Consider the following 22165-nt stretch of genomic DNA (forward strand, 5'->3'; position numbering starts at 1 on the left):
TCCTCAGGCCGCCTGGAGGCACGAACGATAGACCTCGGCATAGTGCCGGGCGGGCCTGCTCCATCCAACCTCCGCGGAAAGGCCATTCCGCTGGATCGTGCGCCACGAGTTCCTGTCTGGCCAAAGCATCTTGGCCCGTCCTATCGCATCCATGAGACCGGTCAGATTGACGGGCGAGAACTGGAAACCCGTCGCGACCCCGGATGCAATTGCCATCTCGTTCGCATCGATCACCGTATCGGTGAGGCCGCCGACGCGAGAGACGATGGGCACGCTGCCATAGCGCATCGCGCAGAGCTGCGTGAGGCCGCAGGGCTCGAAGCGCGACGGGACGAGCAACCCATCGCTTCCCCCCTGGATGAGATGCGCGAGCGCCTCGTCATAGCCGAAGAAGCACCCGACCTGTCCCGGATACACGACGGTGGCAGCCCGGAAGCTATCTTCGAGCGTCCGCTCGCCTGCTCCGAGAAGCGCGAGCTGCGCTCCGTCGGCGAGAAGCGCAGGCAGGGCTGCGAGCACGAGGTCGAGCCCCTTTTGCTCCGTCAGCCGGCTCACGACCCCAAAGAGCAGCGCATCCGGATCCGGCTCCAGCCCCAGCCGTTCCTGGAGCGCCTGCTTGTTCACGCTGCGCCGCTCCAGAGTGTCGGCGGCAAAGGGAGCAGCCAAGGAGCCGTCCGACGCCGGATTCCAGACGCTTTCGTCGATCCCGTTCAGGATGCCGAATACATCCTTCGAGCGGGATCTCAGGAGGCCGTCGAGCCCCATCCCACCTTCCGGCGTCTGAATCTCCTTCGCATAGGTCGGTGAGACCGTGGTGATCCGGTCGGCCAGCCGCAGCCCGGCCTTGAGGAAGCCGATCTGACCGTAATACTCGACACCATCCACGGCGAAGGCATAGGGCGGCAGACCTAGCTCATACAGAAGGTCAGCCGGAAATATGCCCTGGAAGGCGATGTTGTGAACCGTGATGACAGTGCCTGGACGAGATCCGCCGTCGTAATGCAGATAAGCCGGTGCAAGACCGGCCTGCCAGTCATGAGCATGAACGATATCGGGGAGGAACCCGGGCACTGCCCCCTGTCCGATATCGGCGGCAACGCGTCCGAGCGCCGCAAAGCGCGGAGCGTTGTCGGGCCAATCCCGCCCATCGGGCGTCAGATACGGAGAGCCCGGGCGCGCATAGAGATGCGGCGCGTCGAGAACGAAGAGCTCCATTCCGCGCGCCGTTGCAGAAATGAGCCGGGCCGGTCCTCTCAAAAGGTTCGGATAGTCGCGGATGACTTCGACATGCTCCAACGCCTTCATGACCACGGGATAGCCCGGGAGAAGCGAAACGACGCGCCCCCCTTCATTCTTCAAGGCAAAAGGCAGAGCGCCGGCCACATCGGCCAGGCCGCCGGTCTTGATGATCGGAAACAGCTCCGACGTGACGGACAGGACGTTCAGAGGCTTCATCCAGAAAGCCTGTCGATCATCGGCTTCGTGATAAGGCTGATCCCGCGCTCCGTGCGGCGGAACCGGCGCGCGTCCTCCTCCGGGTCTTCCCCCACGACCAGGCCCTCCGGGATGCGCACGCCGCGGTCGATGATGACATTCTTCAGCCGCGCCCCGCGGCCGACATCCACATAAGGCAGTATCACGGCACCCTCGACCTGTGCGTAAGAATGCAGATGAACGGCGGTGAAAACGAGCGATTGGCGAAGGGACGCCCCGGAGACGATGCAGCCGCTGGAGACGAGGGAGTTGATGGCGTGCCCGCGTCGTCCATTCTCGTCGTGAACGAACTTGGCTGGGGGCCATGTTTCCGAGAATGTCGAGATCGGCCAGTCGCGGTCATAGAGATCGAGGGTCGGGACGATGGCCGTCAGATCGATATTCGCTTCCCAATACGCATCGACCGTGCCGACATCGCGCCAGTAGGCAGGCGCATCGCTTCCGCCGGCTTCGGCCCCGGACCGGACACAGGAATGGGTGAAGCGGTGCGCGACCGCTTTGCCGTGCTCGACGAGATAAGGAATGAGGTCCTTGCCGAAATCGCGGCTCGAGCCGGGCGTCGCGGCGTCGCGCCTCAATTGATCGAAGAGGAAGCGTGTATTGAAAACGTAGATCCCCATGCTGGCGAGTGCCAAGTCGGGTCTGCCCGGGATGCCGGGAGGATCGGCCGGCTTTTCCAGAAACGAGATGATGCGGTCAGTCTCGTCGACGCCCATCACTCCGAATCCTGTCGCTTCCATGCGAGGAATCTCAAGGCAGCCGACCGTCACGTCCGCGCCGGAATCCACGTGCTGGCGGAGCATGATCTCATAATCCATCTTGTAGATATGGTCGCCCGCCAGAATGATGATGTACTCAGGATCGATGCTCGCGATGATGTCGATGTTCTGGTACACCGCGTCCGCCGTCCCCTCGTACCACATGGTCTCGGAAACGCGCTGACTCGCCGGAAGGATGTCAAAGCTCTCGTTGCGCTCGGAACGAAAGAAATTCCAGCCTCTTTGCAGATGCCGGATCAGGCTGTGCGCCTTGTACTGCGTGGCGACGCCGATGCGGCGGATGCCGGAGTTCAGCGCATTCGAGAGTGCGAAGTCGATGATCCGCGTATTGCCGCCGAAATAGACGGCGGGCTTTGCGCGAATATCGGTCAGCTCCATCAACCTGGAGCCGCGCCCTCCCGCAAGAATATACGCCATGGCATGGCGGGCGAGAGGCGCAGAGGAAACGCTCGGTCTAGGCAAGGTCAGGCCCTCACATTAACGGCGGATCTCCGCCCTGCTCTGTAGACTCCCGAACCGGCCGGCAGGTTCTCTTCGCCTGTTCCGGAAATCTGGAGTAAACGCCTGCCCCTAGGCCTCCCGCTCGAACCGAGCGAAGACCTGAATGCTCCAAATCTATGGGGTCGTTTTCCTTGATCTCTTCCGCTTCGGCGCAACAACCGTCTCGCCGGCCGCCTCGTTGACCTCTGCGGCAGCGGCGGCGGTTTCGGATGCCGTGCTCTTCCGCCTGCGGATTTTCGGGGCTGCCGGAGCCCTCAAGACCTCGTCCAGGGTTTGGCTGGTCATCCCGAGTGGCGCAGGGCTCGTTTCGACGGGAGCCGCTTCATCGCCGTCGCCAATAAAAGGCCGTTCGCCGCCTTGCTCGCTGCCCTGCCCCCGGAGGATTTCTTGTTCGGCCTGATACCAGTATTCATCAGCCCGGTCCGGCAGGCTCCCGTGCTGCATCCAGAGTTCGTACGCCCGTTCCCGGATTCTCTGTTCAAGCTGCTTGTCCATGACACCCTTTGCCCTAACCCCTGACGCGCCTCGACACGCGGTGAACCGATCTCCACTCGCAAGGCCGCGATCCAATATCTGCAAACTGCATAAGTTATTAGGCGCTCTTGGCGAATGGCAACGGCTCGGAATGGGCAAGCTTGAGGTTTTCGCCTTCGGCAGGCGATTAATTCTTGGGCCGCGGCGATCGGGCCAGCATCAAGCTAGGCAAAGTATCTCATGGGCTGGAACCATAGCTTGGCGATCGAGTTGCCGATGCAGTCCCCATGACGATGAGCAACGTGAACTTTCTCGATGACGCGAGCGAACTGACCGGACGGAACCGGAGGGCAGAGACGGCCCACGCAGTCTCACGCCCGATCCTTCAGCCCGGCAGAAATTGCTGGCGTGTCGTGCCTGCGGACAAGGCCGCGGCCCTCGTCGATGGAGAGGAATATTTTGCCCATCTGGAAACGGCTCTCCGCAAGGCGCGACACTCCATTATGATCATCGGCTGGGATTTCGATGGCAGCATTCGCCTGAGGCCCCCTGTCGATCACTCGGTGTCACCAGCTCTCGGAGACCTGCTGCGGTCGCTTGTGGAAGAGAAACCGGATCTCCACGTGCGTATCCTGGTCTGGAGCGTGGCTGTCGTGCATGCTCCCGGCGCTCCCGGGCCGCTGATCTTTGGCGCCGAATGGCAAAACCACCCCCGCCTTCACCTGCGCCTCGACACGCACCACCCCCTGTATGCCGCCCATCACCAAAAGATCGTGTGCATCGACGACAGCCTGGCCTTCGTCGGAGGCATGGATCTCACCGTCAGACGTTGGGATACGAAGGATCACGCCTGCGACACTCCCCACCGGTTGCGGGACGATGGTACGATCTACGACCCGGTCCATGATATCCAGATGGCCGTCACCGGCCCGGCGGCGCATTCAATCGCCGAACTCGCCTATGACCGCTGGAACATCGCGACCGGCGAGATCGTCCAACGACTTCCCGTGCCGGACATGGATCCTTGGCCCTCGGATCTTTCACCCGACTTTGCCAACGCCTCGGTCGCGATCGCGCGCACCTATCCTGCCTGGGGACGGCAATCTGCCGTTCAGGAGGCCGCCGCACTCAATCTCGATGCGCTCTCCGCCGCCAGGAAATCGATCTACATCGAGGCGCAGTACATGACCGCGCCTTACATCGGCGATGTTCTGGAGCGACATCTGGCCGATCCGGACGGGCCCGAGATCGTCGTGATCCAGACCCACGAATCCCATGGCTGGGCGGAGAAAAAGGTCATGGGCACGAACCGCGACCGCCTCATCCGCCGCCTGCGCCAGGCAGACCGGTACGACCGACTCCGCGTCTATTATCCGGTCGTGCCCGCCGACGACGGCTTCTGCCAGGTTCTGATCCATTCCAAACTGATCATCGTGGACGATACGTTTCTCCGCATCGGATCGTCCAACCTGAACAACCGGTCGATCGGCCTCGACACGGAATGCGATCTCGCCATAGAAGCGACCAACGACGAGATGCGCGGCATCATCATCGGCCTGCGCGACCGTCTCCTTGCGGAACATCTGGATGCGGATGTCGATGCCCTGGCGAGAACAATCACCGAGGAGAGAGGATCCCTGATTGCCGCCATCGAGCGTTTGAACGTCAATGAGCGGCGCTTGCATCTGTTCGATGCGATGTTCGACGAGGGGCCGGTTGAGCCTGCCGTCGGCACGAACCTTCTCGATCCTCTCGAACCTTTCGAGCCGCTCTGGTTCATTAGGCGCCCCAGAGCCTGATCAGGCCCTGGCCGGAGCATCGGCCATCGTGGCGTGAGCGCGCTTCTTCCGGCGATAGACGAGTTCCGTCACCAGTAAAACAAGGACGCCGATGCAGAGCGGGATCAGGAAGTAAACGAACCGGAAAACCAGCAACGGTCCAATGAGATTCTGTCCCGGCAGAAGATACATGACCACGCTCTCGATGACGCCAAGTCCTCCTGGCACATGGCTGATCAGAGTAGCGGTGTTCGCAATCACATAAACGGACGCGACGCCAATGTAGGAGACATCCGCAACTGCCGCGAGGGCTTGGTGAAGACAGGCGGCGACGCACGCGAAATTGACGGAACCGAGAACGACCTGTCCGATCGCCAGTCGCAACCGAGGCAACTCGAACGACCAGCGCCACACTCTGAGAGGCTTACGGACGAACGCCGAAAGCACCAGGTAAAGTGCAGGCAAGGACAGACAAACGCCGCCAAGGGCGATGACAGTGACCATCGAGAGCTTCGTAAGCTCAACTGCCAGTCCAGGACGCAGCAGCAAGGCCGCGCCGCCCAGCACCATGAGGCCGATCCCGACTGTCGTGCCGCAAAACACGATCACCTTCGCCACCTGCTCGGCATTCAAGCCCCAACGCTTGTAGAACCGGTAGCGCACGGCCCCGCTGCTCAAGAACGCGAGGCCGATATTGTGGCCGAGCGACAAACTGGTGAACGACGCCCAGGCGGCCTTATGATAAGGCAGCGGCCGACCGACATAGCGCAGCGCGAGGTAATCGAAACCGCTGAGGCAGACATAGCTTGCTGCGGCAAAGCCCCCAGCCGCAGCCAAGCGCGCTGCAGGAACGGCAGCGACAGCGTCTATCAAGTCGTCAATGCTGTAGCCACTGAGGGTGCGGTAGAGCAGGAAGGCGGCAAGGCCGATGGCAACGATCGCAATCAGAGGCTTCCAGAACTTCCGCATCCATATTCCCGTCTTATGAAGAGCCGATGAGGCCTGCGGCGTAAGACTGCCGGGCCGCCCGAGGACAAGCGATCCTGATGCGTGCCGGTTCCCTCTCTACTCGCGGACCTGCTCCACGTCGGCCTTTTGTCCCCTGACCGGATGAACCTGGAACTCGATCATGAGCGGCAGATGGTCCGAAGCGATCCGAGCCATGGGTGAGCGCACGGGCTCGACGCGAACCACATGGATCGAGCGGGTGACGAAGGCATGATCGATCCGCAGGATCGGCAGACGGGATGGAAAGGTCGGTTTTGCACGCTGATGCGGCACTGATACCTGGGCATCGCGAAGACGGGATGCCAGTCGCCGGTACGCTCTGGATCGGGGCGACGCGTTGAAATCCCCCAGCAGAATGACAGGCTCGCGGCAGGACGGGTGCCCCAGCCATTGGGGTCCGAGAAGACAATCCACCTGCGCCAATCGTTCATGACGGCGCAAACCAAGATGCGTGGTGATCACCTGCACATCCGTCCCGCCGAGATCGATCGACGCCCAGAGAGCCCCTCTCGGTTCAGGCGCCAGTCCGCCAGATCCGCCGGGAAGCGATCCCGCCTTGACCACCTGCGAGGGCCGATGGGTCAGGATGGCATTGCCGTATTCCTCCTCAAGCACCCGAAGGCTGGCATGAAAGTGCATCTGCATGCCGAGGGCCTGCGCGATGGCATGCGCCTGATCGACCCCTCCGGTGCGCGCGCGCCTGACGTCGAGCTCCTGCAACGCCACGACGTCCGGCTCGCAACCTGCGATCACGTCAGCGATGCGCCCCGGTGAAACGCGCCCGTCCGTCCCGAGACATCGGCGGACATTGTAGGTCAGTATCCGCGGCACCGCGCCTCCTCTTCGTGGAACATATGCCTATGAAAGAAAGGCTGCGGAATGGCAGCCTCAGCCGTACTCACACGTGAACGACGCAGAGCTTCCTCGCCCGGTTCCATCCGTGGCCGCCCTGCCGAGACAAAGGGCAAGCTGAGGAATCGGCGCCCATCGGATATGAATCTGGGAAGTTTTGCAACAAAGAAACGGGAGCCGTGCGTACATCCGGCACCGGCTCCCGTCTTTCTGACCGACTGCCCGAGCAATCGGATTGATTCAAGATACTCCCAAACCGTTAGGGGACCGTGACGCATAGGAGGTATGAAATTGCCTCCTTCGAGGAGCTTTCCCCCTTGCAAAGACGCCCCCGGCTGGGGCACTGACCGTCACGGCGGATGTCCAGCTCCCGCCGGGACGCCCGAAGGATTTCTCCAGACGTTCCGTGAGAGCGATGGGCATTGCGTGACAGGTGAATGGAGCCGACATGAGCGAGCAGTTCTCACTCCAGAAAGATAAGATTCGCGTGCTTCTCCTCGAAGGCGTCAACGATAGCGCGGTCGAGTTGATCCGGTCGGCAGGCTATACGAACCTGACCTATCTCAAGACTGCCCTCGATGAGGAGCAGCTGATCGAAGCGCTCCAGGGCGTGCATATTCTTGGCATCCGCTCCAGGACCCAGCTGACCGGCAACGTCCTCGCCGCAGCGAACCGGCTCATCGCCGTCGGCTGCTTCAGCGTGGGCACGAACCAGGTCGATCTGGAAGCGGCCCGTCATGCCGGGATTCCGGTCTTCAATGCTCCCTTCTCCAACACCCGCAGCGTCGCCGAGCTCGTGATCGGCGAAATCGTCATGCTGCTTCGCCGCATCTTCCCGAAATCCGTGGCGGCCCACGCCGGCGGTTGGGAGAAGTCGGCGGTCGACAGCCACGAGGTGCGCGGCAAGACCCTCGGTATCGTCGGCTACGGCAATATCGGCTCGCAGTTGTCGTATCTCGCCGAGTCGATGGGGATGCGGGTCATCTTCTACGATCAAACCGACAAGCTTCGCCATGGCAACACGGAACCGGCGGACAGCCTGCACGATCTGCTGATCCAGAGCGATGTGGTGAGCCTGCATGTGCCCGAGACACCCGCCACGCACGGCATGATCGGCGCCGCCGAACTGGCCGCCATGAAGAAAGGGGCGTATCTCATCAACAACAGCCGCGGCACCGTGGTGGACCTCGATGCGCTCGCGGAGGCCTTGAAGAGCGGACATTTGCGCGGCGCGGCCGTCGACGTTTTCCCTGTTGAACCAGCCTCGAACAAGGAACGCTTCGCGACGCCGCTCCAGGGAATCGACAACGTCATCCTTACGCCGCACATCGGCGGCTCGACGGAAGAGGCGCAGGAGCGCATCGGCGCTGAAGTCGCCAGAAAACTGATCGACTATTCGGATGTCGGCTCGACCATAGGCGCGGTGAACTTCCCGCAAGCGCAACTGTCGTCGCGCGCCACGGGAACGCGCTATATCCATGTGCACCGTAACGTGCCCGGCATCCTCGGACGCCTCAACCAAGCGTTCTCCAAGCGTGGCCTCAACATCACGGCACAGCACCTGCAAACCGACGGTGAGATTGGTTATGTCGTCATCGAGGTGGAAGGCCAGCCCGAGCAGAGCCGGGAGATGTTGAAGGAGATCCGCGCCCTGGAGGGCACGATCCGGGCACGCCTGCTCTATGCGCTTGGCTGAACGAGCGAGCCTCGAGTGACACGGCACTTTCCTAAAGTGCGCCGTCGTGCTTGGATCGCCGCATGATCGCACGCGTTCAGGAACGCCTTCGCAGCCTCCTGCAGCAGACGGCATCGCGCATTGCGGATGCTGCACGTCTTCCGGCTGTGACAGTGAAGGATGCCGACGCTGCGCTCGACGACTTACAGTCGCCGTCACGGTCGAGAGAGAGTAACTCCATGACCGGAGACGCGATCACGCCCGCCCCTCCCGAAGAGCGAGACATCCCGATCGATATGAGCGCCTCCGTCGACACGTTAGCCGAACAGATGCTGACTCTTGTGGATATTGTTTCATCTCAAGAGAAGGACCTCAAGTCCCTGAAAGAGCAGTGCAGAAGGCTGGAAGAGCACAACCAAGCCGTCATGGTGGCTTTCTCGGCCTTCTTCCATGTGCTGGCGGTGGGACGGGTGGCAAAGGCGAGCGAAATCGCCACTCTTCTGCAAAACATCAGCAAGATCGCCGAGCAGGAAGGCCGCCCCGCAGAGGCGGTTACCTTCCTCCAGAACCTGGCCAAGATGGTTCCGGGACATTCGGAGGCCGGACCCGACGCATGAGCGCCCCTTCCTTCGCCCTGGATCGAACACGTTCCTTTTTAAGTCTCCGTTAACCTTAAGAATTCATGATCGGGAGGCTATTGTCGGCCGCAGTCATGGTCAAACCGTCGACGCGGCCTTCAGGGAAGGAAGCGATACATGTCGATGGAGACGACTTCCATAGCGGTTGAGAGCCTGATTGCGGATCATGTTGCAACATCCTTCCAGCTGGAAGGAGCATCCTCCGGGACCGCCGACACGGCGGCGCAGATCCGCAGACGCATCACCGATCGCTTCCAAGCGCCTCATCTCAGCGCGGAGCAGGACAATTCCCCTCCTGCGATTCAGGCGCTCTACAATCGCCTCTTCAGCGCATTTTCCATCGCCCAGCCGGCCGCCGGCACCGTCCACGACCGACTGCTGCAACTGAACCTGCTGCAAAAATCGCTCGAAGCACTATGCCATGGGACGCGTGCCGCGCCACGCAAGGGCACGAACTCCGCCAATGTCGACCTGCTCCTTGAGCGCCAGCAACTCGCCCTGAAGAACGAATACACCATGGGCTTCGGGCGGATCGAGATGTGGCTTGTCTCGATCGCGGCCTTCATCCTCGTTCTGCTGAATGCAATCGACATTCTCTGGTCGATTCCGGTCCTTGGACTGAGCATCGGCCGTTCCTGGCATCTCGACCGGCAGTGCAAGAAACGCTGCGCCAGGATCGCCGAGATCAATGCGATCGTCGGCCCTACCGGCCAGCGATTTCAGAGCTGAGCCGGCAGAAGGGCATCGCGCAACGCCTGCCAGCTTTCCTTGTCGGGGGCGCTGATCAGCCCGCCTCCACGATGGGTCGGCCGGTAGGGAGAACCGTCGAAATGGGCCGTATAGCCGCCCGCTTCGCGGTGGATCAGCCAGCCAGCCGCATGATCCCAAGGCATGATGCTCGACGAGAAGGCGAAGTGCAGATGACCGCCGGCGAGCAGGCGATAGGTGTGCGCGGCGCATCGCAAATCCGCCGCCATGGCGATCTGCGGCAGATTGCCGGTCACGACGGGGCGCAACGCCTCGGGCAGATACCGCCAGGATACGTTGCCCGCCATTTCCCGCAACGGAACGGGCGGCGCTACGCCGAGAGCGCGCGTCGAGCCGTCGGATCGCTGCAGCCATGCGCCTTCGCCGCGCACGGCGAGAGCCCAATCGTCGGAGATCGGATCGAGGATGACGCCGCCGACGACCTCCCCCTTCATCACGGCCGATGCCATGACGCCAAACAGCGGCAGGCCGGATGCGAAATTCAGGGTGCCGTCGACAGGGTCGAGGATGAAGGCAAGCTCGGCCTCCCCCAATCCGTCGAGAAGGGCCGGGTTTCGGCTGACGCCCTCTTCGCCGATCACGAGAGCCTTCGGAAACGCCTTGAGAAGCTGAGCTTCGATGGCGCGCTCAGCCGCCTCGTCGGCGTCCGTCACCAGGTCGAGCCGAGAGGTCTTGGTGCGGATCTCACCGGCGGACAGGTTCTTGAACCTCGGCAGGATTTCGGCTTGGGCGGCGTTCCTGAGGATCTCCGCAACGGTAAGGGCATCGGCTCTGGAAAACATCATCGGACTCAACGCAGTGGCTGTTCAATCATGACCGGGAGAAGCAAGCGTCAGATCATCTCAAGCGGGCGCTTGCGCTTGGGCGGCGGAAACTCGGCGTCGATGGCCCTCTGCTCGTCGGGGCTGAGCGTTATGTCGAGAGCACGCCGGTTGTCCCGCACGTGCGCAGGGCTCGAGGCCTTGGGAATGGCGATGATGCCGGGTTTCTGGAGCAGCCAGGCCAAGGCGATCTGATAGGCGCTTGCATCGTGACTGCGTCCGATCTCCTGCAGAACGCCTGCTTTCGGCAGCCGTCCCTGCTCGATGGGGCTATAGGCCATCAGCGGCATCCGGCGTTTCTCCATCCAGGGGATCAGATCGTATTCCGGCCCGCGCCGCGTCACGTTGTAGAGGACCTGATTGGTCGCACAGTTCGCACCGTCCTCGACCTCGAACAGCTCTTCCATGTCGTCCGTGTCGAAATTACTGACGCCCCAATGGCGGATCTTGCCGGCGCGGCGCAACTTCTCGAATCCGGCAACGGTCTCTTCCAGAGGCACCGTCCCGCGCCAGTGCAGAAGATAAAGATCGAGCCGATCGGTCTTGAGGCGCTTCAGACTCCGCTCGCATGCCTCGATGACGCCCGCACGGCTCGCATGGTGCGGATAGACCTTGCTCACGAGGAACAGCCGCTCGCGCTCTGTCACCAAAGCCTCGGCGATGAGCTCCTCCGAAGCGCCCTCGCCGTACATTTCCGCGGTATCGATCAGGCTCATGCCCAGTTCGACGCCCAGGCGCAGCGCCTCGATCTCGCGAGCGCGTCGGCCGGCGGTCTCGGCCATTTGCCATGTTCCCTGCCCGAGAGCAGGAACCGTTTCGCCGGAGGGAAGCGCAACCGATCGGTTCATAACGGCGCTGCGCAAAGGAGGATGAGCATGAAACTGTCCTTCAGTGATGGGAGGAGCCCGGAGTGATAGGCTATTGCAGGCGGGGCGTCTTCATGAAGCGGCTGCGATCGGCGGATCTGATCGTCACGTCGAAGGTATCGCCCTCGCGCTCCAATGTCAGCGGCACATCCACGCCGGCAGGGCCGAGCGCCCAGATGGCGCGATAGAACTCCGCAAGCGACGATACATCATGCCCGGCGACAGCGCGAATGTTATCACCGGTCTTCAGGCCCGCCCGCTGAGCCGGAGCATCGCCCGCAAGGCCAATGATCGAAACCTGATCCTCTTCCGTCTCCGAGGCATAGAAGCCGAGCCACGGCTTGGGCGGAGCGCCGACCCGACCCAGGGTCAGCAGATCGTCCAGGATCGGTTTCAGAAGATCGATGGGAACGCTCATATTCAAGGGAACGATGGCCCCGCCCTGGGCTTGGTGCTGGAGCTGGAGGGAACCGATTCCGACGAGGTCTCCCCGCGGCCCGATCAGGGCCGTCCCGCCCCAATTGGGATGTGCGGGCACGGTGAAGATTGCATTGTCGATGAGATATTCCCAATAGCCGGCGAATTCCTGACACGCGACCACCTGAGCGGCCAATGAATGCGTGCGACCGCCGCTTCCTCCCATGACGACGTTGTCTCCCGGCGACAGGCGCCGGGAATCCCCGAGAGGCAGCACCGGCAGCCCGAGTGGTTCGAGCGCCTGCACCAGACCGAAGCCGCTGTCGTAATCATAGGCGATCACGTGGGCGCCGACCGTACGGCCTTTGTTGGTGGTGAGCCACACCTCCTCCGCCTCGGCGATCAGGTATCCGATGGTCACGATGAGACCATCCGCCCGAATGACCACACCTTGGCCGGCCCGGTCGGTCCCGAGGGTTTCTGCGGTAAAAGCATCGTCCGGCACCCGGGCCCGGAGCGCGACGACGGCTCCCAGGGCCTCTCGCAGATCGTAGGCGAGCCCATCCGGATCGGGTTGGAATTCGGGCGGGATCTGCCACTCCTCCGGTGATTGCATCGACAAACTCCTTGAACCCCGCCTCTCGAGACCTCGCCGCAGCGGATCCCGAGGCACCATCCATACAATGAAGATGGCGGATCCCGCCCCGCGTTCAACCCGTCCCCCCTTGCCTTGACTTAGATCAAGGCTTCCGGCGCCCGGACGAAGCAAAGAGCTGGCATGACCCCAGAACTCATTGCCCGCTACGACCAGCGCGTCCCCCGTTATACGAGCTATCCGACCGCGCCCCACTTCAAGCCTGAAGTGGACCCGGCCACTTACGCGCGCTGGCTCTCGGAGCTGTCGCCGCAGACCGCGCTCTCGCTTTACCTGCACGTCCCCTTCTGCGCGGAGCTGTGCCTCTATTGCGGATGCCACACTACCGTCGCCCGCAGCTACAGCCCGGTTGCCTCCTACGTGGAACTCCTCGCGCGCGAGATCGAGCTCGTGGCCAAGTCTCTGCCGAACCGCATGGACGTGGCCCATATCCACTGGGGCGGCGGCACACCGACGATCCTGTCCGGGACAGATCTGCGGCGCATCATGAGCCTTCTGGAGCGCTCGTTCGGGATTCTTCCGTCTGCAGAGATCGCCGTCGAGATCGACCCGCGCACCATCACCCCCGACCATGTGGAGGCCCTTGCGGCGTCCGGTCTCAACCGGGCGAGCCTGGGCGTGCAGGATTTCGATCCCAAGGTCCAGAAGACCATCAATCGGATCCAGTCGTTCGAGCAGACGGCAAAGGTTGCCGCCTGGCTGCGCCAGGCAGGCGTCACCGGTCTCAACCTCGACCTGATGTACGGCCTTCCCTACCAGACGACCGAAAGCGTCCTGCGCACGGTCGAGCAGGCCCTGAGGCTCGATCCGGACCGCATCGCTCTGTTCGGCTATGCCCATGTTCCTTGGATGAAGCGCCATCAGGCGCTCCTTCCGGAAGAAGCAATGCCGGACGCCATCGAGCGTGTCGAGCAGAGTACGGCGGCGGCCTCCGCTCTCCTGAAGGCCGGATATGTCCAGATTGGCATCGATCATTTCGCGAAGCCCGACGACCCGCTCGTCCTGCGTCAGCGCGAGGGCCGGCTGCACCGGAACTTCCAGGGCTACACCACCGACGAGGCCACAGCCCTCATCGGCTTCGGAACCTCAGCCATCGGCTCTCTGCCGCAGGGCTATGTCCAGAACGCCCCGAGCACCGTCGCGTATCGGGAATCGGTCACGAAAGGCCGCCTTGCCACCGTGCGGGGCCGGGCTCTGACGGACGACGACCGCCTGCGCAGAGGCATCATCGAGCGCCTTATGTGCGACTTCTCCGTCGATCTCGCCGAGATCGCGCCCGAAGCGAAGAGGCATGATTTTGCGGCCGAGCTTGTCGCAATCGACGAACTGGCGCGCGACGGGCTCGTCAAACGCGATGGGCTTTGCATCGACATTCCTGAGGACAGCCGTCTGCTGGTCAGGAACGTCTGCGCGGCTTTCGATCGATATCTCGAAAGCGGAACCGCGCGTCATTCGCGCGCTGTCTAGTCCTTTCGGCGAGCAGCGGCGGGGCGAAAGCATCGGTTTGATTTGCATCAATGCCCCTTTTCCACCCCACCCCTAGTGAGGAAAACTGATGGCGAAGCTCAAGGCCTCGCCAAACTTTAGAACGGTCGAGACCTATGGCTCAAACGGCAACAACTCCCAAAGGAATGACAATCGGTGAGGCAGGATCTGCTCTTGCATTCGCCGCTTTGGCTTTTCTCAGCATCATCATCGCAGCGAAAGCCTACACGCCCGAATACGCATTTCATGCGTATCTCTTCGCGGCGGCGAGCGTCGCGGCTGTCTTTGCAATCGTCAACCGCTACTACGAGCGGCCCGCGGCTCGCCCCGCCCTGACGATCAACGGAAAACCCAACTACAACATGGGCCCGGTGAAGTTCGCGACCCTCGCCTCCGTCTTCTGGGGCATCGCAGGCTTCACCATCGGCCTTCTCATTGCCCTTCAGCTGGCGTTCCCGGCCCTCAACTTCGACACGTCCTGGCTGTCCTTCGGACGCATGCGGCCGCTGCACACCTCCGCGGTGATCTTCGCCTTCGGCGGCAACGTGCTGATCGCAAGCTCGTTCTATGTGGTGCAGCGCACCTGCCGGGCCCGCCTGGCGGGCGACATCGCGCCCTGGTTCGTCGTTCTCGGCTACAACTTCTTCATCGTCATTGCCGGAACCGGCTACCTGCTCGGCATCACGCAGAGCAAGGAATATGCCGAGCCGGAATGGTATGCTGACCTTTTCCTGACGGTCGTCTGGGTAACGTATTTCCTCGTCTTCCTGGTCACTGTCATGCGCCGCAAGGAACCGCATATCTATGTGGCGAACTGGTTCTATTTCGCCTTCATCCTGACGATCGCGGTCCTGCACCTGGGCAACAACGCGGCGATTCCCGTCTCGATCTTCTCGCCGAAGAGCTACATCGTGTGGTCCGGCGTTCAGGACGCTCTCGTCCAGTGGTGGTACGGCCATAATGCCGTCGGCTTCTTCCTCACGGCCGGCTTCCTCGCCATCATGTACTACTTCATCCCGAAGCGGGCCGAGCGGCCGGTCTATTCCTACCGCCTGTCCATCATCCACTTCTGGTCCCTGATCTTCATCTACATCTGGGCCGGGCCGCACCACCTCCACTACACCGCCCTGCCCGATTGGGCGCAGACGCTGGGCATGGTCTTCTCGATCATGCTGTGGATGCCTTCCTGGGGCGGCATGATCAACGGCCTCATGACCCTCTCCGGCGCCTGGGACAAGCTCCGCACGGATCCCGTGCTGCGCCTGATGGTCGTGTCCGTCGCCTTCTACGGCATGGCCACCTTCGAAGGTCCCCTGATGTCGGTGAAGGCCGTGAACTCCCTGTCGCACTATACCGACTGGACCATCGGCCACGTGCATGCCGGCGCTCTCGGGTGGGTCGCCTACATCTCCTTCGGCGCGGTCTACTGCCTCGTTCCGTGGCTGTGGGACAAGAAGAGCCTCTATTCGCTCAAGGCCGTCTCTTGGCACTTCTGGATTTCGACCCTCGGCATCGTCCTTTACATCTCGTCGATGTGGGTCGCCGGAATCCTCCAGGGCCTCATGTGGCGCGCCTACACCAGCCTCGGCTTCCTTGAATACTCGTTCATCGAAACCGTGGAAGCGATGCACCCCTTCTATGTCATCCGAGCCCTCGGCGGCGCCCTCTTCGTCGCCGGCAGCCTGATCATGGCCTGGAACGTCTGGAAGACCATCACCACAGCCGAAGCTGTCGAGGAAGAGGCTCTTCCCGCACAGCCCGCCCTCGTTGCAGCGGAGTAAAGGAACCGATCATGTCATTCTGGTCCCGTCATAAGATCTTCGAGACCAACTCGATCATCCTTGTCATCGGCGTGCTGTTCGTCATCTCGATCGGCGGCCTCGTGGAGATCGTGCCTCTCTTCTACCTCAAGAGCACCATCGAGAAGGTGGACGGTGTTCGTCCCTACACGCCTCTCGAACTGGCCGGCCGGAACATCTATGTGCGCGAAGGTTGCTACAACTGCCACAGCCAGATGATCCGTCCGATGCGCGACGAGGTGGAGCGGTACGGCCACTATTCTCTCGCCGCCGAGAGCATGTACGACCGCCCGTTTCAGTGGGGTTCCAAGCGCACGGGTCCGGATCTCGCCCGCGTCGGCAACAAGTACTCCGACGACTGGCACCGCGACCATCTCAAGGATCCCCGCGCCGTGGTGCCCGGCTCGATCATGCCGAGCTATCCCTGGCTCGAGAAGAACGAGCTCGACGTGACCTCGATCGCCGAGGACATGAAGGTCCAGGCAATGCTCGGCGTGCCCTACACCGAGGAGATGGTGAAAAAGGCGGAAAGCGACGTTCGCATCCAGGCCACGACCGACGATCCGAACGCCGAAGACCTCGCCAAGCGCTACCCGAACGCTCAGTCGCGCAGTTTCGATGGCAATCCGCAGAAAGTCACCGAGGCGGACGCTCTGATCGCCTATCTGCAGATGCTCGGCACACAGGTCGACTTCAAGCTCTACGACAACAAGGCCAACGTGCGCTGAGGACAATGCCATGCCAGCCGCATACAAATTCTTCGCCGAATTCGCCCAGACCTGGGGGCTGCTCTACTTCGTAGGCGTCTTCCTGGTGGTCCTGGTCTATGCTCTCGCCCCCTCGCGGAAGGAGCGTTTCGACGCTGCCGCCCGCATGCCTCTCCAGGAGGATTGATCCCATGGCCCATGACACTCACGAAAAGGTCGATGCCGTCTCGGGCGTGACCACGACCGGGCACAGCTGGGACGAAATCGAGGAGCTCAACAATCCGCTGCCGCGCTGGTGGCTGTGGACCTTCTATATCACCATCGTCTGGGCAATCGCTTACTGCATCGCCTATCCGGCCTGGCCGCTCGTATCGTCCTATACGAAAGGCGTTCTCGGCTGGCAGTCTCGGGAGGCGGTGGAAGTCGATCTCGCGGCCCTCAAGGATCTGCGTTCGGGCATGACGGCCAAGCTCGCCGCCAGCTCCCTCGACGAGATCAAGCAGGATCCCGAGATGTTCGCCTTCGCCCGCACTCAGGGCAAGGCAGCTTTCGGCGACAACTGTGCGCCCTGCCATGGGGCGGGCGGCGGCGGCGCCAAGGGCTATCCCAACCTGAACGACGACGACTGGCTGTGGGGCGGCTCCCTTGAGCAGATCCATCAGACGATTCAGTTCGGCGTTCGTTCCACCAGCGACCAAGGTCACTCCGGAAGCATGCCTGCGTTCGGCCGGGATGGAATGCTCAAGCGCGAGGAGATCTCGCAGGTGGCGGATTATGTCCGTTCCCTGTCAGGCCTGCCCACGGAAAAGGGCGTCGATCTCGCCGCAGGAGCGAAGGTCTTCGCCGACAACTGCGCGGCCTGCCATGGCGCCAACGGGCAAGGCATGCAGGAAATGGGCGCGCCGAACCTTACGGACAAGATCTGGCTGTTCGGGTCCGACAAGGCGACCATCGTCGAGGGTATCAACATTGGCCGCGGCGGTGTGATGCCGACCTGGCAGGGACGCCTCGACGACACGACCATCAAGGCCCTGACGCTCTACGTCCACTCCCTGGGTGGCGGTCAGAACCCGTAAGCTGCGGCAATCCACCCCATACGGATTTATACGGACGGCCGGAGAGGCATCTCCGGCCGTCCGCTTGACCCAAATCAAGGCGGTTCGCCGACCCCCCCCCTATCCAGGTCTCTCTTGTCCGAGAACCTGTGACGGATTCGATGGCCGACGCTCCAATCTCCCCCTCCCTTACGAATTCAGGCACCGAAGACGCCCCGCTCTATGCCCCGCGCAAGCAGATTTATCCGCAGGCCGTGAAAGGCCGCTTCCGCACGATCAAATGGATCGTGCTGGCCATCACGCTCGGCATCTATTACCTGCTTCCCTTCATCCGCTGGGATCGAGGCCCCCATGCCCCCGATCAGGCCATTCTGGTCGACCTGCCTCATCGCCGCTTCTATTTCTTCTTCATCGAGATCTGGCCGCAGGAAGTCTATTACTTCACGGGACTTCTGGTGCTGGCCGCGCTCACTCTCTTCCTGATGAATGCCGTGGCCGGCCGTGTCTGGTGCGGCTATCTCTGCCCGCAGACGGTCTGGACCGATCTCTTCTATGCCGTCGAGCGGTGGATCGAGGGCGACCGCCGCGAGCGGATGCTCAAGGATAAGGGGAAGCTCACCCTCAAGACGGCGGCGCAGAAAAGCATGAAGCATTTCATCTGGCTGATGATCGCCTGGTGGACCGGCGGCGCGTGGGTGCTCTACTTCGCGGATGCGCCCACTCTTGTCCGTGACCTGGCGACGTTCCAGGCCCCGATGATCGCCTATATCTGGATCGGCATTCTCACCTTCACCACGTACACCCTGGCAGGCTTCATGCGCGAGCAGGTCTGCACCTATATGTGTCCCTGGCCCCGCATCCAGGCCGCTCTGACGGATGAGTACGCTCTCAATGTCACGTATCGCTACGATCGTGGAGAGCCGCGGGGCTCGATGAAGAAGAACGATGCCCTGAGGCTCCTGGGCCTGCCGGCCGGCGACTGCATCGACTGCGATCAATGCGTCAATGTTTGCCCCACGGGCGTCGATATCCGCAAAGGGTTGCAGCTCGACTGCATTCAATGCGGTCTGTGCATCGACGCCTGCAATACGGTAATGGAGAAGATCAATCGCCCGCTCAACCTGATCGCCTACGATACCGAGATGAACGTGAAGGCTCGCGCCGAGGGCCGTCCGGAGGTGCACCGTATCGTTCGCCCGCGCACGATCTTCTATGCGGTGATCATCGCCCTTGTCGGTGCGACGATGATCGGCTCTCTCGCCATGCGCCAGAACGTTTATCTGAGCGTCATGCATGATCGCAACCCGCTCTTCGTTCACCTGTCCGATGGATCCATCCGTAACGGCTTCACCGTTCGCGTGGCCAACAAGAACCTCGATGAGCGCAGCTATGTCCTCACCGTCGACGGCCTCTCGAATGCGAAGCTCGACATCGTCGGCGGCGAGATCGACCAGCAGGGCCGCGCCGTCGTCAAGGTCGGGCCCGACCAGACCCTGGAAGCCCGTGTCCTCGTGAGCTCGCAGGGCTCGGACGTCCCTTCCTCGACCGATATCCACTTCACGCTCACGGATCTCGCCACGGGCGATACGGCCCGGATGAGTGATTACTTCAAGGCGCCTTGAGAGGATCAAGCTATGTCCACGGCGGCAAAACGCTCTCCCCGTGTCCTGACCGGACGCACCGTTCTCATCTACCTGATCTCGTTCTTCGGCGTGATCTTCGCCATGAATTTCGTGATGATCCGTGTTGCCGTATCGAGCTTCAGCGGCGTGGAGACCGAGAGTTCCTACAAGGCGGGTCTCACCTTCGAGAACGATGTGGCAGCGGCCCATGCGCAGGACGCGCGTCACTGGACCGTAGAGGCGCAGCTCCAACGCGGCCCCGCGAGAGGCATTCTCATCACGGCCCGTGATGCGAAGGAGCAAGCCCTCTCCGGCCTCACCGCGCAGGTCCTCCTTGCCCACCCAACGGACAAGCGCAACGACGTCACGGTCGATCTTGTGGAGACGTCCGATGGTCGTTACCAGAGCCTCAGCCCGCTGCCGGAGGGGCGATGGGACCTCGTCATCGACCTGAAGCGCGGAGATGATGTCGTCTTCCGCTCGAAGAGCCGCATTTCTCTCTAGCAGAAAGACCGCGACCATGGCCGAGACGCTGGATCTCTCAGTTTTCGTCAAGCATCAGGAAGATGGGACATCGCATCTCGATCTCGCCATCGAGGGCATCGACTGCGCCGCCTGCATCGACGAGATCGAGGGCGGACTGTGCCGCTTGAACGGCGTCGTGGATGCACGCCTCAACTACACGACCCACCGCCTGTCCGTGCAGTGGCAGGAAGGAGCCGTCGCCCCCTCCGCCATCGTCGGCGAACTGGATCGTCTCGGGTATCGCGCCCACCCTTACCAGGCGCGTCTGGTCGAAGAGGAGGAGGCGCGCCGGTCTCAATGGCTGCTGAGGTGTCTGGCGGTCGCGGGCTTCGCCTCCATGAACATCATGCTCCTCGCGGTCTCCGTCTGGTCGGGCAACGTGACCGACATCACGCCGGAAACCCGTGACTTCTTCCACTGGCTCGCCGCCTTCATCGCTCTTCCGACCGTTGCCTATGCGGGGCAGCCCTTCTTCCGCAGCGCCTTGGGCGCACTGAAGGCCAAGCGCACCAACATGGACGTGCCGATCACCATCGGCATCGTGCTGGCCCTCATCATGTCGGTGGTGGAAACGATCAATCACGCGGAGAACACCTATTTCGATTCCGTCGTGATGCTTCTCTTCTTTCTCCTCTGCGGCCGCTATCTCGATCAGGCCATGCGCCGCCGCACACGCGCCGTCGCGGGCAACCTCGCGGCGCTCAAGGCGGAGGTGGCGCATCGCATCGACGAGCATGGCGAGACCGTTCTCGTTCCCACGGCGGCGCTCAACCCTGGCGACCGTGTCCTGGTGCGCCCTGGTGAACGCATCGCCGTCGATGGGATCGTCCTTTCCGGAATTTCCGAGCTCGACGAGAGTCTCGTGACCGGCGAAACCGCACGACGTGCCGCCGCGACCGGCGATCATGTCTATGCCGGCAGCATGAACCACGATGGCACCCTCACCCTGAAGGTAACGGCAGCCGGAACAGGCACGCTTCTCGATGAGGTGGAGCGGCTTCTCGAATCCGCGTCCGCCGCCAAGTCCCGCTATGTGCAGCTTGCCGATAAGGTGGCACGCGCCTATGTGCCCGTCGTGCATCTTACGGCCGCCATCACGGCCCTCGTCTGGATCGCCATGGGCTCGTCGGTGCACGATGCCATCATCACGGCCGTGGCCGTGCTCATCATCACCTGCCCCTGCGCTCTGGCCCTTGCCGTTCCTGTCGTTCAGGTCGTGGCGTCAGGCGCCCTGTTCCGCTCCAACGTCTTCCTCAATTCCGGCGATGCCTTGGAGCGCCTGGCCCGCATCGACACGGTCGTGTTCGACAAGACTGGCACGCTGACCCTGCCGGAGATGCGTGTGGCCAATGCCAGCGCGATCCGCCCCGATCTGCTCGAGGCGGCCTCTCGCCTTGCGCTGTCGAGCCACCATCCGCTCGCGACGGCCGTATCGAAGGAAGCGAAGGAGCGTCGCCCCTATGAGGAGGCGACGGAGGAAGCCGGACAAGGCGTGAGGGCCGTCGTGTCCGGAGTGGAGCTTCGCCTCGGAAGCCCGAACTTCTGCGGGGCTTCTGATCTCGCCGCCGAGCGGGCGGACAAGGAGGCGGATGTCTCCGTGATCGCCTTCTCCCGCGGCCATGAACGTATCATTCTGCATGTGCGTCAGGCCCTGCGCCCCGATGCCATGGCCACGGTCAGGGCTCTGCAAGGTCTCGGCGTCGATTGCCGCATCTTGTCCGGCGACCGCCCCGAAGCTGTCGCGCCGATCGCCTCCGCCCTCGGCATTCGCGAGTGGCGCGGCGGCGCGAAGCCTGCCGAGAAGATCGCGGCGATCGAAAGTCTCAAAGCCGATGGCCGTCGGGTGCTCATGGTCGGGGACGGCCTCAATGACGCTCCGGCCCTCGCTGCAGCCGACGTGTCCATCTCGCCGATCACGGCAGCCGATATCACACAGGCTCAGGCGGATGCGGTCTTCCTTGGAGACAAGCTCTCGCCGGTCCTCGATGCCGTCGCCATCGCGCGTCGCGCCCACGCCCTGATGCGCCAGAATCTGCTCATTGCGCTGGTCTATAACCTGATCGCGGTTCCCCTGGCCTTCCTTGGCTACGTGACTCCGCTGGTCGCTGCCCTCGCCATGTCCGGTTCGTCGAGCCTCGTCACCCTGAACGCCCTTCGCGCGCGGCGCGGCAAAGCCAGTGCCTCGGCTGAGACGCTCGTACAGGCCGACGCGGCCCCAACCGTCCCAACCCTGCAGGGAGCCTGAT

At 62.5% G+C, this 22165-nt stretch carries 20 protein-coding genes; 12 read left to right on the forward strand and 8 right to left on the reverse strand.

Annotated features, from left to right (window positions below):
• Positions 1-3: 3 nt before the first annotated feature.
• The 3 genes from glgA to ACS5Q0_RS03620 form a co-directional block, all read right to left on the reverse strand.
• Positions 4-1455: a glycogen synthase GlgA gene (glgA, locus tag ACS5Q0_RS03610; RefSeq protein WP_473125228.1), complete on the reverse strand. Its 1452-nt coding sequence runs from the start codon at positions 1453-1455 to the stop codon at positions 4-6.
• Positions 1452-2735, reverse strand: a complete 1284-nt coding sequence (glgC, locus tag ACS5Q0_RS03615) for a glucose-1-phosphate adenylyltransferase (RefSeq protein ID WP_473125229.1) — start codon at positions 2733-2735, stop codon at positions 1452-1454. Before glgC ends, glgA begins: the two co-directional genes overlap by 4 nt.
• A 153-nt stretch (positions 2736-2888) precedes the next feature.
• Complete coding sequence (locus tag ACS5Q0_RS03620) at positions 2889-3269, reverse strand: DUF2934 domain-containing protein (RefSeq protein ID WP_473125230.1); 381 nt, start codon at positions 3267-3269, stop codon at positions 2889-2891.
• Between the two features lie 266 nt (positions 3270-3535).
• On the opposite strand from ACS5Q0_RS03620, the gene ACS5Q0_RS03625 reads away from it, so the two are divergent.
• Entirely contained in the window at positions 3536-5047 is a 1512-nt protein-coding gene (locus ACS5Q0_RS03625; protein ID WP_473125231.1) for a phospholipase D-like domain-containing protein, read from the forward strand.
• Here ACS5Q0_RS03625 and ACS5Q0_RS03630 read toward each other — a convergent pair whose 3' ends face one another.
• Positions 5048-5995, reverse strand: coding sequence for a lysylphosphatidylglycerol synthase domain-containing protein (locus tag ACS5Q0_RS03630; protein WP_473125232.1), 948 nt, complete (start codon positions 5993-5995; stop codon positions 5048-5050).
• Between the two features lie 96 nt (positions 5996-6091).
• The gene (locus ACS5Q0_RS03635) at positions 6092-6865 is read right to left on the reverse strand and encodes an endonuclease/exonuclease/phosphatase family protein (RefSeq protein WP_473125233.1); all 774 of its coding nucleotides are present in this window, start codon (positions 6863-6865) and stop codon (positions 6092-6094) included.
• A gap of 469 nt (positions 6866-7334) precedes the next feature.
• Here ACS5Q0_RS03635 and serA point away from each other — a divergent pair, with 469 nt between their 5' ends.
• The 3 genes from serA (at position 7335) to ACS5Q0_RS03650 (ending at position 9928) form a co-directional block, all read left to right on the forward strand.
• Complete coding sequence (serA, locus tag ACS5Q0_RS03640) at positions 7335-8582, forward strand: phosphoglycerate dehydrogenase (RefSeq protein ID WP_473125234.1); 1248 nt, start codon at positions 7335-7337, stop codon at positions 8580-8582.
• 62 nt (positions 8583-8644) lie between these two features.
• Positions 8645-9178 carry a hypothetical protein gene (locus ACS5Q0_RS03645; RefSeq protein ID WP_473125235.1) on the forward strand — a complete coding sequence of 178 codons (534 nt, stop codon included), beginning with the start codon at positions 8645-8647 and terminating at the stop codon, positions 9176-9178.
• Positions 9179-9316: 138 nt separating this feature from the next.
• Positions 9317-9928 (forward strand): hypothetical protein, encoded by a 612-nt coding sequence (locus ACS5Q0_RS03650; protein ID WP_473125236.1) that lies wholly within the window; start codon positions 9317-9319, stop codon positions 9926-9928.
• On the opposite strand, the gene ACS5Q0_RS03655 is transcribed toward ACS5Q0_RS03650, so the two are convergent.
• The 3 genes from ACS5Q0_RS03655 to ACS5Q0_RS03665 form a co-directional block, all read right to left on the reverse strand.
• Positions 9919-10752: an inositol monophosphatase family protein gene (locus ACS5Q0_RS03655; protein WP_473125237.1), complete on the reverse strand. Its 834-nt coding sequence runs from the start codon at positions 10750-10752 to the stop codon at positions 9919-9921. The genes ACS5Q0_RS03650 and ACS5Q0_RS03655 overlap by 10 nt on opposite strands.
• Before the next feature lie 47 nt (positions 10753-10799).
• Positions 10800-11636, reverse strand: coding sequence for an aldo/keto reductase (locus tag ACS5Q0_RS03660; RefSeq protein WP_473125238.1), 837 nt, complete (start codon positions 11634-11636; stop codon positions 10800-10802).
• 70 nt (positions 11637-11706) lie between these two features.
• Positions 11707-12687 (reverse strand): S1C family serine protease, encoded by a 981-nt coding sequence (locus ACS5Q0_RS03665; protein WP_473125239.1) that lies wholly within the window; start codon positions 12685-12687, stop codon positions 11707-11709.
• 162 nt (positions 12688-12849) lie between these two features.
• Here ACS5Q0_RS03665 and hemN point away from each other — a divergent pair, with 162 nt between their 5' ends.
• The 8 genes from hemN to ACS5Q0_RS03705 all read left to right on the forward strand — a co-directional run bounded on the left by hemN (position 12850) and on the right by ACS5Q0_RS03705 (position 22164).
• Positions 12850-14193: an oxygen-independent coproporphyrinogen III oxidase gene (hemN, locus tag ACS5Q0_RS03670; protein ID WP_473125240.1), complete on the forward strand. Its 1344-nt coding sequence runs from the start codon at positions 12850-12852 to the stop codon at positions 14191-14193.
• A 134-nt stretch (positions 14194-14327) separates the two neighbouring features.
• Positions 14328-15992 (forward strand): cytochrome-c oxidase, cbb3-type subunit I, encoded by a 1665-nt coding sequence (ccoN, locus tag ACS5Q0_RS03675; RefSeq protein WP_473125241.1) that lies wholly within the window; start codon positions 14328-14330, stop codon positions 15990-15992.
• A gap of 11 nt (positions 15993-16003) precedes the next feature.
• The gene (ccoO, locus tag ACS5Q0_RS03680) at positions 16004-16738 is read left to right on the forward strand and encodes a cytochrome-c oxidase, cbb3-type subunit II (protein WP_473125242.1); all 735 of its coding nucleotides are present in this window, start codon (positions 16004-16006) and stop codon (positions 16736-16738) included.
• A gap of 10 nt (positions 16739-16748) precedes the next feature.
• Positions 16749-16904, forward strand: coding sequence for a cbb3-type cytochrome c oxidase subunit 3 (locus ACS5Q0_RS03685; RefSeq protein WP_370436822.1), 156 nt, complete (start codon positions 16749-16751; stop codon positions 16902-16904).
• A gap of 4 nt (positions 16905-16908) precedes the next feature.
• Complete coding sequence (gene ccoP, locus ACS5Q0_RS03690; RefSeq protein WP_473125243.1) at positions 16909-17793, forward strand: cytochrome-c oxidase, cbb3-type subunit III; 885 nt, start codon at positions 16909-16911, stop codon at positions 17791-17793.
• Between the two features lie 140 nt (positions 17794-17933).
• A complete protein-coding gene (gene ccoG, locus ACS5Q0_RS03695; RefSeq protein ID WP_473125244.1) occupies positions 17934-19394 on the forward strand; it encodes a cytochrome c oxidase accessory protein CcoG in 1461 nt (486 codons plus the stop codon).
• 12 nt (positions 19395-19406) lie between these two features.
• A complete protein-coding gene (locus tag ACS5Q0_RS03700) occupies positions 19407-19898 on the forward strand; it encodes a FixH family protein (RefSeq protein ID WP_473125245.1) in 492 nt (163 codons plus the stop codon).
• A gap of 16 nt (positions 19899-19914) precedes the next feature.
• Complete coding sequence (locus ACS5Q0_RS03705) at positions 19915-22164, forward strand: heavy metal translocating P-type ATPase (protein WP_473125246.1); 2250 nt, start codon at positions 19915-19917, stop codon at positions 22162-22164.
• Position 22165 lies beyond the last annotated feature (1 nt).

It is taken from the genome of Microvirga sp. HS2, assembly GCF_055792805.1.